The sequence below is a fragment of the Bartonella gliris genome, assembly GCF_045277155.1.
In the GTDB taxonomy this organism is placed as follows: domain Bacteria; phylum Pseudomonadota; class Alphaproteobacteria; order Rhizobiales; family Rhizobiaceae; genus Bartonella; species Bartonella gliris.
This window is the reverse complement of sequence record NZ_CP123962.1, coordinates 13,166-29,807: the sequence shown is the minus strand read 5'-3', so window position 1 is coordinate 29,807 and position 16,642 is coordinate 13,166. Positions and strand designations below refer to the sequence as shown.

The 16,642-nt window shown below is 36.8% G+C and carries 10 protein-coding genes; 7 read left to right on the top strand and 3 right to left on the bottom strand.

Going from position 1 to position 16,642, the window contains the following annotated elements:
* The first annotated feature begins 67 nt into the window (after positions 1-67).
* The 3 genes from QHG54_RS00095 to QHG54_RS00085 all read left to right on the top strand — a co-directional run bounded on the left by QHG54_RS00095 (position 68) and on the right by QHG54_RS00085 (position 3,829).
* A complete protein-coding gene (locus QHG54_RS00095) occupies positions 68-1,285 on the top strand; it encodes a mechanosensitive ion channel family protein (protein ID WP_317993508.1) in 1,218 nt (405 codons plus the stop codon).
* 71 nt (positions 1,286-1,356) lie between these two features.
* Complete coding sequence (locus tag QHG54_RS00090) at positions 1,357-3,048, top strand: Na/Pi cotransporter family protein (protein ID WP_317993509.1); 1,692 nt, start codon at positions 1,357-1,359, stop codon at positions 3,046-3,048.
* A gap of 529 nt (positions 3,049-3,577) precedes the next feature.
* On the top strand, positions 3,578-3,829 hold the full coding sequence (locus QHG54_RS00085) for a GlsB/YeaQ/YmgE family stress response membrane protein (protein WP_317993510.1): 252 nt from the start codon (positions 3,578-3,580) through the stop codon (positions 3,827-3,829).
* Positions 3,830-5,244: 1,415 nt separating this feature from the next.
* On the opposite strand, the gene QHG54_RS00080 is transcribed toward QHG54_RS00085, so the two are convergent.
* Positions 5,245-5,406: a phage DNA encapsidation protein gene (locus tag QHG54_RS00080; RefSeq protein ID WP_396335816.1), complete on the bottom strand. Its 162-nt coding sequence runs from the start codon at positions 5,404-5,406 to the stop codon at positions 5,245-5,247.
* Positions 5,407-6,059: 653 nt separating this feature from the next.
* Between QHG54_RS00080 and ubiC the strand changes: the two genes are divergently transcribed.
* Positions 6,060-6,578: a chorismate lyase gene (ubiC, locus tag QHG54_RS00075; protein WP_406604213.1), complete on the top strand. Its 519-nt coding sequence runs from the start codon at positions 6,060-6,062 to the stop codon at positions 6,576-6,578.
* Positions 6,579-7,166: 588 nt separating this feature from the next.
* Here the strand turns inward: ubiC and QHG54_RS00070 are convergent.
* Complete coding sequence (locus QHG54_RS00070; protein ID WP_317993512.1) at positions 7,167-7,289, bottom strand: hypothetical protein; 123 nt, start codon at positions 7,287-7,289, stop codon at positions 7,167-7,169.
* 497 nt (positions 7,290-7,786) lie between these two features.
* Here QHG54_RS00070 and carA point away from each other — a divergent pair, with 497 nt between their 5' ends.
* A complete protein-coding gene (gene carA, locus QHG54_RS00065) occupies positions 7,787-8,983 on the top strand; it encodes a glutamine-hydrolyzing carbamoyl-phosphate synthase small subunit (protein ID WP_317993513.1) in 1,197 nt (398 codons plus the stop codon).
* Positions 8,984-9,583: 600 nt separating this feature from the next.
* On the opposite strand, the gene QHG54_RS00060 is transcribed toward carA, so the two are convergent.
* Positions 9,584-10,804: an MFS transporter gene (locus tag QHG54_RS00060; RefSeq protein WP_406604212.1), complete on the bottom strand. Its 1,221-nt coding sequence runs from the start codon at positions 10,802-10,804 to the stop codon at positions 9,584-9,586.
* Between the two features lie 580 nt (positions 10,805-11,384).
* On the opposite strand from QHG54_RS00060, the gene QHG54_RS00055 reads away from it, so the two are divergent.
* Both QHG54_RS00055 and carB read left to right on the top strand, forming a co-directional pair.
* Positions 11,385-12,224, top strand: coding sequence for a DUF1460 domain-containing protein (locus QHG54_RS00055; protein ID WP_406604211.1), 840 nt, complete (start codon positions 11,385-11,387; stop codon positions 12,222-12,224).
* A gap of 679 nt (positions 12,225-12,903) precedes the next feature.
* The gene (gene carB / locus QHG54_RS00050; RefSeq protein ID WP_406604210.1) at positions 12,904-16,389 is read left to right on the top strand and encodes a carbamoyl-phosphate synthase large subunit; all 3,486 of its coding nucleotides are present in this window, start codon (positions 12,904-12,906) and stop codon (positions 16,387-16,389) included.
* Positions 16,390-16,642: the final 253 nt, after the last annotated feature.

Sequence of the window (16,642 nt, the reverse complement as noted above, 5' to 3'; positions counted from 1 at the left end):
CATCTTAAGCGGTTGAAAGATTTTAAGAGCTCAACCGTATATCATTCAGAAATGGAGAGTAAAAAAAGTGATCAAATTTCTTGTTCAATATCCACTGCTAGAATCTATTGCTTGGCTCATTATTCTTATTCTCATTGCGCTTTTAGTCAACTTCTTAGCACGAAATATACTCGTTCACGGAGCAAAGCGGTTTTCTTTTTTTCTTCCTAAAGAGACAACCGCCGATATTGAACACGCCATTCAGTACATAGCTCACATTGTTGCAGCTTTTACTCTCTCAATCGGCATTGATTTTATCCCGACACTACCTACCGAACTCAGCACTATTATAGGCAATGTTGCTAACGCCTTCATTATTTTTGTTGTTGTTCTAGCAATCTCTTCTCTTCTTAATGTTATTAATATCCTTTATGAACAACAGCCAACAGCACGTTTAAAACCAATAAAAGGTTATATTCAAATCGCTAAAATTGCGCTTTTTACTGTGGCGGCAATTTTAATGGTAGCCACATTGATTGACCGCTCGCCCCTTATTCTTTTATCCGGTCTTGGTGCAATGGCGGCTGTTCTGATGTTGATTTTCCAAGATACGCTCCTTTCTCTCATTGCAGGCATCCAAATTTCATCCACCGATATGGTACGGGTCGGCGATTGGATTCAAATCCCCAGTCTCGATGTAGATGGTGATGTCATTGAAATTGCACTTCATACCGTAAAAGTTCAAAATTTTGACAAAACAATCACCACTGTGCCTATCCGTAAACTGGTGACTGACCCTTTTAAGAATTGGCGCGGAATGGAAGAAGCGGGTGGACGACGCATTAAACGTTCGCTTTTTATTGACCAATCAAGTATCCGTTTCCACACAGAAAAAGAACAAGAATATCTTTCCCGATTCAATTTATTAGAGAATTATTTCACACAAAAAATACCAGAAATCAATGAATGGAACGCTCAATTAGATAAAAATCACGATGTATTAGCCAACACCCGCCGTTTAACCAACATTGGAACTTTCCGTGCTTATGTTTTTGCTTATCTAAAAAATCATCTAAATATCGAACAAAATATGACCTTGATGGCACGACAATTACCTCCTACACCAAATGGCTTACCCTTGGAAATTTATTGCTTTACCAACACAACCGTTTGGCTGGAATATGAACAAATTCAAAGTGATATTTTTGATCACCTTTATTCCATTCTTCCTAGTTTTGGTCTAAAGATTTTTCAAAATCCAAGCGGTTATGATTTTAGTCATGTATTAGAAGCGAAAGCAAAGTAAAATGATAAACCTCAATTCGTCAATTTTTTAGATCAACTGTATTTATAACAACAGAGAAAGAATAAAGTATCATGAATGGTTCATTGGTACTCCTTCATCTTGCAGGCGCTATTTCTTTACTTCTTTGGGCCACACGTATGGTGCGCACAGGGGTTGAACGCGCCTATGGTGATAGGCTTAAATACAAAATGCGCCATGTCATTTCCAAACCCTTTTTTGCTGTAAGCTTTGGACTGTTTACAGCAATGATTTTACAAAGTTCTACAGCAATAACGCTCCTTGTTGGTTCTTTTGTTGAATCTGGTTTTGTTTCTGGTTTAGCAGGACTAATGGCCGTACGCGGAGGAGAATTAGGATCGGCATTGGTTGTCAAAATCCTCTCCTATGATCTTACAATCGTTGTGCCTCTATGTCTTTTAATTGGCACTTGTATCTTCATGACAACTGAAAAACGTGATTGGCGTCAAGTCGGACGTATCGTCATAGGTATTGGCCTTTTGATCTTATCTTTACAAATGATCAGCACAGCTACAGAACCTTTACGTGATAGTGCGATTCTGCCTAGCATTATTAGTTATCTTTCAACTGACTCTGTCTCCGCTTTTTTATTAGCAGCAGTACTAACTTACTTCTTGCATTCATCTATCGCAGGAATCATTTTGCTGGTCAATTTCGCCAACTATGATCTTATCCATGCTCAACTATGTGTTATAATGGTTCTTGGCGTCAACTTTGGTTCTTCTCTCATAGCACCACTTTTAACACGCAACGCCTCCCCTAATACCCGCCTCGTTCCATTGGGAAATTTACTTATGCGTGGAGCTGGTTCAATTCTTGTCCTTATCTTATTTCTCTTCTTTCAACCACCAATTACATGGCTTGGTAATGACGCTTCTACTCAAGTTATTAATGCGCATATCATTTTCAATGTTTTTATTCTTCTTGCTGGAATACCACTCTCGCAATGGGTTTTAAAACTGACCTCTAAAATTGTCCATTTAAGTACAAAAAAAACGCAAACTGATAAAACTCTCAATTTATCCGATCAAACAGCCCTTGATGACAGCGTTCTTGAACGCCCAACTTTAGCACTCTCTAATGTCATGCGTGAAGTCATCCATATTTGTGATCTTGTGGATATCATGCTAGAAAAAATCATGGGACTTTATGAGAAACCTGATCCCGACATCATCCGTGAGCTCAACCAGCTGAACACAATATTGGATAAAAAACATATCGCAATCAAACTCTATCTTGCACGATTAGCTGGACAAAAATTATCTGATGAAGAAGCCCTCCAAACACAAGAACTTCTAAGCGCTTGTATAAAATTGGATCAAGCAGGAGACATCATTATTCATAATATGCTTATGCTGGTTAAAAAGAAACAACAAAAAGGTTTACAATTCAGTAGTGACGGATGGAATGACCTTCTTCGTTTTCACGCCATTGTTCTGGCCAATGCGCATATCGCATTTAATGTCCTTGTCTCGCGTGATACACACACCGCGCATTTATTGGTACAGAAAAAAGATCAGCTCAGAAATTTAGAAAAAGAGATGAGTTTAAAGCATTTTAAGCGCCTCCGTGAAGGTGACCTCAAAAATATAGAATCGTCCAGCCTTCATCTTGACACTGTACGCGATCTCAAACAAATTAATTCCCTTTTAACCTCAATGATTTACCCAATTTTAGAAGCCCAAGGACTACTCAAAAGTTCGCGCTTGCGTAATCCCTCTGAACAACAAACAGCCAAATCTTAACTCGTAGAATACGTGAACAAGAAAATTAATAGTTGTCATTCAGCAGAAAAAGCGATCATGAGAAATGCATGTTTTGACAGATTCTACCTGCACAACATCTTGCAGAGAGTTAAACATCATTGATATCGTATTGGCGAATTTTTTTGAAGTTTTTGAGCATCAACTTTGCTCGTTGCTTTCATCATGTTATTTTATTTTTGAATTTTGTTATAGGAGTTGGCAAGCAATCTGCTTATAAATACATTTTTTCATAGTCTTAAAATACTGTTACAAGCATTTTTTCTTTTTACGTGAAACTCTTGCGAACCTCAGCACTTTTTGTTATCATGGAAGAGTATATTTGTGATTTTATGGATATAATGCTGCACGTATAAAATATTCACGTAATTTGTCAGAAAAGTAAACATTGTAATAAAGTTCTCAGCAGCAATATCCCCTCCCAGGTAAAAAATAGAGAAACCTTGACCTTTACAAAGCTTACCCTAGTTAGAACTAACAGTTTAGATTATGGCAAAGGAGGGAGAATATAATGGAAGACGCAAACATCGGCTGGATAGCAGCTATTATTATAGGTGGCCTTGCAGGTTTGGCCGCAAAGTATCTTATGAAAAGCAAAACAGGAATATTCCTTAACATTATCTTGGGAATTATTGGAGCCGCATTAGCCAGCTTTCTTTTTGGACTTTTAGGCGTTAGTTTTGCGGGGTGGTTTGGCTATCTTGTTTCGGGTTTTATTGGAGCCTGTATCCTTATATGGATAGGGCGAAAAGTTCAGTCGTAGAGCGTTATTCATTTTTTAGAAGCATTAAAATGGTGCTTCTTGAGACTCCTGAGATATTTCGATTATAGCTTCAGCAGCTGAGGCAATTGGGAGGGGAGTGATGGTAAGATGCTTAAGGTGCGGTCTTTTTGCATCACCATCATCACATCATTAAGCTAGCAGCGGCAAAGTCCTTTAGCAACGCATTACCTAAATATACCATATCAAGGAAGCTAGAGCGTGCTCATACCAATAGAAATGTCTACACTGTTTTAATGCAATACTGACTTTCTTTTCTATAATACATATTCAAATATCGTCGCTTCGAACATGTGATTTCTAAGGCCATATTAATAATTAAATCTTGCTTATCTCACTGTAATACCAACACAACCGCTGCATGTTATTACAAAAAACAAGAATGATAATTGCAAGCTCTATCGCGTAAAGTTTAACTCCTATAATTTCACCAATAAGAGCGTTTTAGCAGAAAAATCAAATAATCCTTTTGAATTTCATAAATGAAAAGAGAGCTTTCTTAGTATGGATAGAAGATAAACGCTATAACAATAATACCCTTCCCTTTTTCTTTCGGTAGTTTTTTCGTTTTTTATCAATTAAGAATTTTCTAGAGAATTTAATTTAAAATTTAAATAATTATCTAATTTTTAATAAAATTATGATAATATAATAAATATTATATGATATATAAAAATAATTCTATTTAACTTATTTAATAAGTTTAATATATATTATTAACAAAACAAGTTATTAATAAAAAATATTATAAATATTATTATTAATAATTCTAGTAAAAAATAATTTATTACATCATCATAAATCAAACAAATACGGTGAGATGATAATCTTTTTTTCAATAAACATGTCAAAACAAAATAAACTTTTTTGACATCAGAAAAACTTTAAATGTGCTTATGCAAAATAAATTTTTTATATTTTCTTTAAATATTTGACTTGTTAATGCATGTTGGTCACAAGATTAGACTTTTTCAATGAAAGGTTCCATAGCTCTTTTCACAGCTATTAATTCAAAACAAACAGCACCATCCTTAATGAATTTAGCGAACTGTTTTCATTGATGGTCTCTTGAAATTTTTCCTTTAATTGCATTTTCATACAAAATACTATTATCCATACTATATGTAATATATCCAGGAGTTCTCCCTTTTTTGATGAAGAGTTTTTCGTTGGCAAAAAATACAGCTAATTCCAGCCATCTATAATAAGATCAATGAATGTTTTTTGTATATAGACTTCATCCTGTTTACAAAAATAAAACCATCTTTAACAGAGTTGTTTAATAAAATGGATAAGCCATAACTTTTATCTTTAAAGTGATTGAGCAAAACGTGTTTTCATTTTCTGCTCAAGCAATTTTTTCCAACAGTATAGCCTATCAGAATGGATTAAGATTTCTAATGAGTAAATTCATTATTTTCATAATTACGTAATCCCAAAAAATCAACATAAGGATTAGATCTTGAAGCACTCTTTCCAAGACATACTCTTCTACCATCCTCACGATTTCTAAAGACAGTTTCATATAAGCTTATTAATTTTTGTGGTTCATCTCTCAGCTACCTGTTATTGTCACATATGTATTCTTCAAATACGATTTTTAAACTCTTTGAAATTCACCATATTTCTATTGATGTGCTAGAAACAAAGGTATGAGGTGACCACATATTTTATCATTGTTAGCCCTAATGATAGGAGATCTTTTGTAACGCATTACTTTATTTAGTTTCACTCTTTCTAAATCATTTAAATGAGCTTCTGGGTTATAAATAATGCAAGCACCTTTACATCTAAATTCAAATGGTTCGAGTACCCCTTCATTCTCTAAAGCATTAAATAAGGAATTTGTTACTCTTAGTATTTCTTCTCTAGTCCTTCTCACATAAATAAATTCTTCATCTCTTTTTTATATGCATTACAAACGAATTTTAAGGTACTCAATGTTTCCCCCCCCTGTTACTATCAAGAAAGTTCCATAACGCATGATATGAAAGAGCTTTAGATAAATCGTAATACAAGCTTTTCTAATGAAGGAGCGCACCATAAATATTTTCTGCATATCCTTTTTAAATAAATACCCCTTCATTAAATTTTCCCTTTTACATCTTCCCATTTAAAATCTTGCTGCCTTTGCATTTCTGCATTACAATGGAGATGTCTATTTATACCATCTAACACAGCACATAAAATACAGTTTTAGGTATAGAATGAAATGATGTCTGATCCTAAGGATTCCATCTTGCCACCTCTAAAGTGGTTATCTGATAAAGATCCTTCCATACCAGCTAGCGTAAACGATTGGCTCATGGAGTCAGGGTCCATGACACGTCGATTTGAAAAGCATTGCACCTGTATACGTATCAAACCACAACGTGAATGCTTCATTACGCGTGATCAACTGAAAGAAGAAGCTGAACATCTTCCCGATAGCTCACGTTACTGGCTACGCGAAATCATACTGATGGGAGACAATCAACCTTGGCTTCTTGGACGCACTGTAATCCCGCAAGAAACTCTATTCGAACACGATCAAGCAATAATAAACTTAGGAACTGTACCACTAGGATACTATCTATTCGGCAGCAACAAACTGACCCGTGACTATATTCATATTGGTCGACAAAATGCGCTGTGGGCACGTCGTTCCCGTTTGCGTTTAGCAAGCAAGCCCCTGTTGTTAACCGAATTGTTTTTAGCAGCTTCACCACTATACACAACAAATCCAATATAAATGAAGGATGTAAAAACTTGGAAGAAAAGCATCATCTGCAAGCCGATACCATCATACTATTTGCCAGCCCCTAATGTTGCGACAGTTCTTGCATTGAGATGATTCATAAGAGGCATTTTTACTCCTCTCTTGTACAGTTTTTATCCACACGCTAATCCTGTTTGTTATGTGCAAGGGAATGGTTTTGTTTGATTCAACATAAATAGGTTTGGAATGAGAGAATCTTATGATATTCGGGGCTCTCATTCGACATAAAAAAACAATGAATTATTCTTATAAATCAATGTCATGCAGCAATTTGGAACAGATGTCTTGTTTACCTATCAACAGAAAGAACCTCTAATAAACTTCTTACTTGAAAGTGTTCCTGTGCGATAAATTTCTCAAATGAATAGTGCTTATCAGCCTATCCCCACATTATCTGTACGCTAATAAGCTGCTAACAATAAAAATACTTCCAGATCCCCTTTGCCAACCTGATAAAATTTCCTATAATTTTTTACAAGGTCTATTACCAACCTTAAAAAAATTCATTTGCCCTGCATAGTATTCCTTTAACAACGCCACCTGAACCAATCCCTCAATCCCTCACAGCTTTGCTTGCACCACAGCATCACTAAAGACTTCTTTAACTTTCATCTCATCAAGCGAATGAGAAAGAAATCTACCCAAAACTGCCTTTTCCCCTTGTTCTTTTTCGCCCAATTTCAAGCGACAGGATTCTTTATAACACGTTTACTCTTCACGCTATCCAACTATTTGAGCTAAAAGAGACTGTTTGATAATCAGCAGTTTTAACTTTCTTTCACCACGATGAAAAATACCATAATCCCTAAACACAGCGCTAAAGGCTTTATCAATTTAAAAGCATAGCAAGAAATCCTTTATCTTACATCTTCAAAGCAATTTCAAACTGGCCATATCAACTTAGATCATGCAACACAAATTCATTCGTTTCTGTTTAAGAAAAAACAGCTTCTAAGCAATCCTTATGCGTCTTACAATGCATACTAAAAAATAATTAATATTGAGGCTTTGAAAAATCTAAAAACAGGACTTTACCTCTTCATGGAATATACCTATACTCTTAAACTTAAGCGAAGCATTGCAATAATAACATACACATCGTACACAGCATTTGGTAGGGTGGTATTTTTGTGTAACGTTAATCATTACACCTTTCAGATAATAAATTGTGAGCACACACTATGACACAAACTATTCCATCTCCTGGTCCTTGGCATGTAAGCAAACCTACAGCCCTCTTAATATTGGCCGATGGAACAGTTATTAAAGGCAAAGGAGCAGGTGCTACAGGCATAGCTGAAGCTGAAGTCTGTTTCAACACCGCCATGACAGGCTATGAAGAAATCCTCACAGATCCGTCATATAAAAAACAAATCGTTAGCTTCACTTTTCCTCATATCGGCAATGTAGGTACAAATAGGGAAGATGTTGAAGATCTTACACCCCTCAACTGTCATGGCGCAATCGGTGCTATTTTTAAAGCAGACATCACCCGCCCCTCTAATTACCGTGCAAATGAAAATCTGAATCAGTGGCTCAAAACACGTAAAATCATTGCACTTTGTGGCATTGATACACGAGCATTAACCGCTCTTATTCGTGAAAAAGGTGCACCCAATGCTCTTATCGCCCATGATCCAAATGGAAACTTTGATATCAATACTCTGAAAAAACGTGCACAAAAATGGACTGGTCTTATCAATCTTGATCTTGCGCAAGAGGTGACATCAAGGCAATTAGCACAATGGAATGAAAAGCCTTGGATATGGAATAAAGGTTACAGTGTAAATGACAAGCATCATTTTCACATTGTCGCAGTTGACTATGGTATTAAGCGCAATATTCTTCGCCTTATGGCTGCACAGGGTGCACGCATAACTATTGTGCCAGCAAACACAAACGCAGAAGAAATTCTAGCAATGAAACCTGATGGCGTTTTTCTTTCCAATGGACCAGGAGATCCAACCGCCACAGCCGATTATGCTGTTCCAACGATTAAAACACTCATTGATCATAACATACCACTTTTTGGCATATGTCTCGGGCACCAACTTCTGGCTCTTGCTGTTGGAGCAAAAACCATAAAAATGCATCAAGGACATCATGGCGCCAACCATCCTGTTAAAGACCTCATTACCGGAAAGGTCGAAATTGTATCTATGAATCATGGTTTTACAGTAGATACAACATCTTTGCCGAAACATGTTGAAGAAACACATATTTCCCTCTTTGACAACTCAAATTGCGGTATCCGGATCATTGGAAAGCCGGTTTTTTCTGTTCAACACCACCCCGAAGCGTCCCCTGGACCACAAGACAGTCACTATCTGTTCCAGCATTTTTTTGATCTCATTATAGAATATAAAAAAACAGCTTAATCAAAGTGCTTTATTTTTGGGATTTCCTCTCCCAAAACCGTATTCCTTTGCTATGCATAAATACGCTGCTTTTAATGGAGTCACATCCCTTACAAAACACAGAGCATCAATACCATTGTGTTACACAGTCTGCTTGTTTTAAAGAAAGATCTCTCAAATGCTCTCAACCTATCTCACTATGGCATCCGTTAAGGTGTATAAAATTAAGACCATTGGACACCACCATCTTTGCACGTATGAAGATGCAAACCGGCATCATTATACTATTTGCTAACTCCCAATGTTACGACAATTTTTATATTAAGGCAGTTCATAAGAAGCACATTGCCTCCTTTCTAAGGGGAGTCTTTATCCACATACCAACCCCACTTGTAACGTACAAGGGAATGTTTTTTTTTGATTCAACATAAACAAGTTTGAGATGAGAGAATCTTACTGTATGCGGGAACTCTCATTCCACATGCCAAATGATGAATTATCCTTATAAATCAATTCCTTAATTTTACAGAATAGAGCATTTTGCTTATAGAATGAATCAGCTTTGTTTGCCTTCTGCATTATCTTAGCAAAATATTCTTATTAATCAGAAGCTTTAAAAAATTAGCGTACTCGTAAAGCAAAAACTATCGTCGTAACGACAAGCACACAGAAGCTCCCCACAAAAGGGGCACCAGAAAAATAAAACACCGCACCTTCATGTGTAAATCGTTCGAAGAGAAGCATATAAAAAATGGGACCAAATATCGAGCTTAATGAAATAACGGATGTCATCGCTCCCTGCAGCTCTCCTTGTGCATTTGCCGGCACCTGTGCTGAAGCGATAGCGCGGATAGGTGCATGAACAAGATATTCAAGCATAGTGCACGCAAAAACAACATAAACCATCCAGCCCTGGGTTGCAAATGTATAGCCAAACATAGCAGCCGATGCAAACAAAAGACCCACCATCGCAATATGCCAATTGCTCCATCGCTTAGAAAAATAAGGCAGAATAAGAGCTACGACAATAATCTGACCTATACCGAAAACGCTATAAGACAATCCAATAGACAACGTGCTCCAATCATAGCGTTCTTTAGCAATAAATGCCCAAATACTTGGCCATACAGATTCTGCAAACCAATAAAGAAAAAAGACGAACAATACCCAGAGAACTGTTGGATATTGTTTAAGTTGCAAAAGAGCACCTAAAGGATTTGCACGCTTAATATCAAAAGTACGCCTATTCCGCATAGGAAGAGTTTCTGGAAGCATAACCCACGCAAAAATAAAATTAATAAGTGAAAAACCGGCAGCAAAATAAAACGGAACACGCGGACCAAATTGGCCTAAAAAACCGCCAATAAATGAGCCTAAAATAAACCCTAATCCAGATGCAATTCCTAACAGACCAAAATTGCGCGTACGCGTCTTTTCATCGGATATATCAGCCAGATAAGCGGTACAGGTTGCAAAACTAGCGCTGCTTACCCCCGACAAAAGACGGCCAATAAACAACATAGAATAGCTCCACGCGATAGCACATATGAGATTATCAATAGCAAAACTGATAATAGAGATAAGCAAAATAGGACGGCGACCATAACAATCAGAGAGATTACCAATAACTGGAGCAAACAAAAATTGCATCGCTGAATAAGCCACAAGTACTCTTCCTCCTTCTAGGGAAGCCTTGCTAATATCTTTTCCTGTCAACTGAGCAAAATATTCGGGCAAAATAGGACTAATGATTGCTATACCAATAATATCCAATAACAAAGTAATAAAAACTAAAATAAGCCCATGACGGATAAATTTGGAATCAAGTTGTTTATAATTCATAGTATACACATTGCTTTCACTCCTATCTTCTAAATTATACCTGTTGTTAAGAACCACTACAGAATATAATTTGTTCTTATTAAAACTATAGATAAAGTAAAAAAATTTAGACAAAACCTAAAAAATAATAAAAATCCTCATTTTACCAAACACACAGCACAACATATATTTTTTAAGAATTAATTTTAACAAATTAAATGAATTAAAAATTTAGCATCAAAATCTTCATATATCTCCTTTTGCATAAAAATATTATTAGTAACAATATTATAAGGAACATAGAAATTTATAATTTTATAAAAAATAGATTTATATAAGAAAATTCAATAAAATGATAATTTTATAATAAAGAAACTAAAAAATTATTTTAATAATACAAAAAAACTCTTGCAAAATTTAATTTTATACAGAATAAAAAATTTTTATACTGTGATCATTACAAGTATTTACATCGTACGTAATCTGTGTAAATTTAAAACACAATCATGGCATATATTTATTATATGCTAAAATCGATTCAACGACAATCTGGTAAGCGCAGGAAAATATCACTAATTATGAATTCAAAAATGGTGAAAAAATGCGAAAAATATTTCAAGTAATTTTAATCTCAGCATTGATTACAGGATGTGATTTCCAAGATTCTAATGTAAACAAAGATACTTCAGAAAATCAAACGGAGACGCAACAAACAGCAAAAGTAAACCTAGATCCGTACACTTTAAATAAACTGAATGCTGTTCTTAAAGAACGCTCCAAAATGAGTAATCATGAGACAGGAAAAATGATTGAGTTGCTGTCTGAAGCTTTTTTAGGAACACCTTACCAAGCAAATATGTTGCATGGCTCAGAAAATACGCCAGAAAAACTTATAATCGATTTTAGAGGCTTAGATTGCTTCACTTATCTGGACTACGTTGAAGCATTACGAAAATCAACATCGCAAACAGAATTCATAGAGAATGTCATCCGAACTCGTTATATTGATGGTAATGTTAGCTTTTTAAATCGGAAACATTTTTTTACCGACTGGGCTAATAGAGAATATAAACTTGCTGATGACATCACCGCACAAATCAGTCCCGATGCAGTAAGCGTTGAGAAATACCTCAATAAAAAAGCTGATGGAGGGAACTACCTTCCTGGACTACCAATTGTTAAACGCAATATAACTTATATTCCAAGTAGTTTTATTAATGAAGAAGTTATAAGTCGTTTACAATCCGGTGATTTCATTGGTATTTACACCAAACTTCCGGGATTGGATGTAACCCATGTGGGTTTCTTTATCATGACAGATAATGGTCCGATGTTACGAAACGCTTCCTCACGAAAAGAAAATGAAAAAGTGGTGGACTCCCCTTTTATGGATTATATAGCGAAAACACCGGGAATTGTTGTTTTCAGGGCCCTCAAATAATGTATATGGGGATAGAAATGTCCCCTATATTATCAAATATGTATTCAAATAAGCACTTAAATTATCAAGATAAATATCCCAATTTGGGTAATCTATACAGCCACACTATCTTTTTACATTTTTAATCGCAGCATCAGATAATCTTAGTCTAGTTTGTTACAGTGATAAAATAGAAAACTTAATATCAATACTTCTCTTTTGCCATTATTAAATTATGACTGTGAAATGAAAAATCCTGGCTATGACTTTGATTAAATTTAGTATTACAGCTCATAAAAATTAAGTATCATCATGAAAGGAAAAGTGCAAAAGATATAGCTAAAAACTGACCATGACAAACAGAACAATCATGATAAGCACATTGTATCCATCACTGCGCATAAAAAATTCAATTTGTCTGTAAGTAACTTTCATGTTCCATCATCCATGGTAATCTTCAATATTCCGATTTTTCCTTGTAAATATTGTTGTCTTTAGTGAAGATTATACTCTCGCATACATATAAAGTTAATCATCACAAAAGAAGATATTTATCTTCAATTCTATGAAAAAAAACATGGAAAAGACATTTTAGTGCTTACTTTCTTTATCACTTAACCTATAAAACGATTTTGGCCTCAAAATTTAAATATTCTGCTTGCCGCAATTGCGCACAGATGTTTGCTATAGGAAAAACACCATGCCAAAACGCACAGATATAAAATCCATTCTTATCATTGGAGCAGGACCTATTATTATTGGTCAGGCATGTGAATTTGACTATTCAGGCACACAAGCCTGTAAAGCATTAAAAGAAGAAGGCTACCGAATTATTCTGGTTAATTCTAATCCTGCCACCATTATGACAGATCCAGATTTAGCTGATGCTACGTATATTGAACCCATCACTCCTGAAGTAGTTGCGCAAATTATTGCCCATGAACGCCCTGACGCCCTCTTACCAACTATGGGAGGGCAAACAGCACTCAATACCGCTTTATCATTAAAGCGTATGGGAATTTTAGACCGCTATCATGTGGAAATGATAGGTGCAAATGCCAATGCTATTGATAAAGCTGAAGATCGTGCCTTGTTTCGCCAAGCGATGGCAAAAATCGGTTTAGAGACACCGCGTTCTATGTTAGCCAATGCAACTGAACTAAAAGAAGAAAACCGCCGACTGCACGCAAAAACACGCGATGAACTTAAAGCTAAGCTTTCCGGTGATGCACTTGAAAAAGCACTGGAAAAACTTGAACAAGATTGGCGTCATACAGAAGCAGACCGTAAACAACATTATATTGCGCATGCTACTGCGAAAGCAGTTCAAGCTCTTGATATTGTTGGACTTCCTGCCATTATCCGTCCTTCCTTCACACTTGGTGGTACAGGTGGTGGGATTGCTTATAATCGCTCTGAATTTTATGAAATTATTGAACGCGGACTTGAAGCCTCACCCACAACAGAAGTTTTGATTGAAGAAAGTGTTTTGGGGTGGAAAGAATACGAAATGGAAGTTGTCCGCGATAAAAATGACAACTGTATCATTGTTTGTTCCATTGAAAATATTGATCCTATGGGTATACATACAGGTGATTCCATCACCGTAGCCCCTGCCCTCACCTTAACTGACAAAGAATATCAGCGTATGCGTAACGCTTCGATTGCTGTACTGCGTGAAATTGGTGTTGAAACTGGTGGATCTAATGTACAATTTGCCATCAATCCTGAAAATGGCCGCCTCATTGTTATTGAAATGAATCCGCGTGTTTCCCGTTCTTCAGCGCTTGCATCAAAAGCAACAGGTTTCCCAATTGCCAAGGTAGCGGCTAAATTGGCAGTTGGCTACACACTTGATGAGTTAAAAAATGATATTACCGGTGGTGCAACACCGGCATCATTTGAGCCTTCCATTGACTATATTGTCACTAAAATTCCTCGTTTTGCCTTCGAAAAATTTCCTGGTTCATCACCTGTCTTAACAACTGCCATGAAATCTGTGGGAGAGGTCATGGCAATCGGTCGTACTTTTCAAGAATCACTGCAAAAAGCGCTCCGTGGACTTGAAACGGGTCTTACTGGTCTTGATGAAATTGTGATTCCTGAACATGCTGAAGGTGATGAAAAAAATTCTATACGCTCTGCCATTGCAATACCAAGCCCTGATCGTTTGCGTTACATAGCCCAAGCAATGCGTACGGGTTTACCCTTAAAAGAAATTCACCAAATCAGCAAAATTGATCCATGGTTCTTGGAACAAATAGCTTCTATCATTGAGATGGAACAGCGCATCCGCACCCATGGATTACCTCAAGATGCAGATAATCTACGCATGTTGAAAGCTATGGGCTTTTCGGATGCGCGATTAGCCACTCTTACTGGACAAGAGCCAGATGATATTGCTGCTTTGCGCAAATCGCTCAATGTCAAGCACGTTTTCAAACGTATTGACACTTGTGCAGCTGAATTTTCTTCACCGACAGCGTATATGTATTCAACCTATGAAGTCCCCTTTGCCGATGTAGAACAGTCAGAAGCACAAGTTTCTGAACGCAAAAAAATTGCTATTTTAGGTGGCGGGCCAAACCGCATTGGACAAGGTATTGAATTTGATTATTGTTGCTGCCATGCTGCTTTTGCACTGCGTGATGCAGGCTTTGAAGCCATCATGATTAACTGCAATCCTGAAACAGTGTCGACGGATTATGATACATCTGATCGTCTTTATTTTGAATCTTTAACAACAGAAGATGTTCTCGCTATTTTAGAAACAGAACAGCAAAAAGGCGAATTGGTGGGAGTCATTGTCCAATTTGGCGGACAAACACCACTAAAACTAGCAAGTGCATTAGAAAAACATAAAATCCCCATCTTAGGTACTTCACCTGATGCTATCGATTTAGCAGAAGACAGAGACCGCTTTCAAAAATTGTTGTTCAAACTTAACTTAACACAACCTCAAAACGGCATTGCTCATTCAGTTGAACAAGCGCGTCTTATTGCCCATGAATTGGGCTTCCCATTGGTTGTACGCCCTTCTTATGTTTTAGGAGGACGTGCTATGCAAATTATCCGCGATGAACGTAGTTTGCAAAATTATTTGCTTGAGAGTGTCCCTGAATTAGTACCAGAAGAGATCAAAGCCCGTTATCCCAACGACAAGACAGGACAGATCAATACATTGCTTGGTAAAAACCCACTTTTATTTGACACTTATCTAACAGAAGCGATTGAAGTTGATGTTGACTGTCTGTGTGATGGAGAAGAAACACTCGTCGTTGGCATTATGGAACATATTGAAGAAGCAGGGATCCACTCTGGTGATTCGGCGTGTTCTTTACCAGTACACACACTTTCAGATAAATTAGTAATTGAATTAGAGCGCCAAACCAAAGCGTTGGCACAAGCACTTCATGTTCGTGGCCTTATGAATGTACAATATGCTGTTAAAGATGACATAATTTATGTTTTAGAGGTCAATCCCCGTGCTTCGCGTACTGTCCCATTCGTTGCAAAAACGATTGGCCGCCCGATTGCTAAAATGGCAGCACGTATTATGGCAGGAGAAACTCTCCACAGTGCTCTTCAAGCTTATGGTGGGCTCCCCTCTCCACAACAAAAACAACATATCGCTGTCAAAGAATCCGTCTTTCCTTTTGCGCGTTTTCCGGGTGTTGATACACTTCTTGGTCCCGAAATGCGTTCAACCGGTGAGGTCATGGGACTTGATTATGAATTTGCTCTTGCTTTTGCAAAAGCCCAACTTGGAGCTGGTGTTGAGCTTCCCCAAGAGGGAACTTTGTTTGTTTCTGTAAGAGATGAAGACAAAAAACGCATTTTAAATCCCGTCAAACGTTTAGCTAAGCTTGGCTTTTCTGTTTTAGCAACAAGCGGAACACAAAAATTTCTTTCCGAAAATAACGTTAAGGCAGAAAAAATCAACAAAGTGTTAGAGGGGCATCCCCATATTGAAGATGCTATTCGTAATAGGCAAATTCAATTGATTTTTAATACAACCAATACCGCCAGTGCTATCTCAGACTCCAAATCATTACGCCATGCAGCACTCATGCAAAAAGTCCCCTACTACACAACAATGGCTGGAGCCGAATCTGTGGTACAGGCCATAGAAGCACTTAAGAAAAAGTACCTTGAAGTGCGTCCACTGCAAAGCTATTTTACTTAAAAGTTTTTACTATGGCACAAATCATGCTCTCCACTATATTCTCTCTCAATCTTTTCTTTGTGTAAAAATATAGATTAAGACTTGTTTTTTATCCCAAAAACCTTTATATGGATTTTATCGAACTTTCGGTTAAGTGACTTTCTTTCCTGTGCAATCAGCACGTTTGACAAAACTTCTCCCACCTAATTTCGATCTAAAACCGTATTGAGAGCTTTTGGCATCAGTACAAAATAATTATATATATTCTAAGGAG

What these genes read in the sequence shown, in the direction of transcription:
- QHG54_RS00090 (WP_317993509.1), top strand. Translation starts at nt 1,357, where the DNA reads ATGAATGGTTCATTGGTACTCCTTCATCTTGCAGGCGCTATTTCTTTA.
- QHG54_RS00085 (WP_317993510.1), top strand. Translation starts at nt 3,578, where the DNA reads ATGGAAGACGCAAACATCGGCTGGATAGCAGCTATTATTATAGGTGGC.
- ubiC (WP_406604213.1), top strand. Translation starts at nt 6,060, where the DNA reads ATGATGTCTGATCCTAAGGATTCCATCTTGCCACCTCTAAAGTGGTTA.
- carA (WP_317993513.1), top strand. Translation starts at nt 7,787, where the DNA reads ATGACACAAACTATTCCATCTCCTGGTCCTTGGCATGTAAGCAAACCT.
- QHG54_RS00060 (WP_406604212.1), bottom strand. Translation starts at nt 10,804, where the DNA reads ATGAATTATAAACAACTTGATTCCAAATTTATCCGTCATGGGCTTATT.
- QHG54_RS00055 (WP_406604211.1), top strand. Translation starts at nt 11,385, where the DNA reads ATGCGAAAAATATTTCAAGTAATTTTAATCTCAGCATTGATTACAGGA.
- carB (WP_406604210.1), top strand. Translation starts at nt 12,904, where the DNA reads ATGCCAAAACGCACAGATATAAAATCCATTCTTATCATTGGAGCAGGA.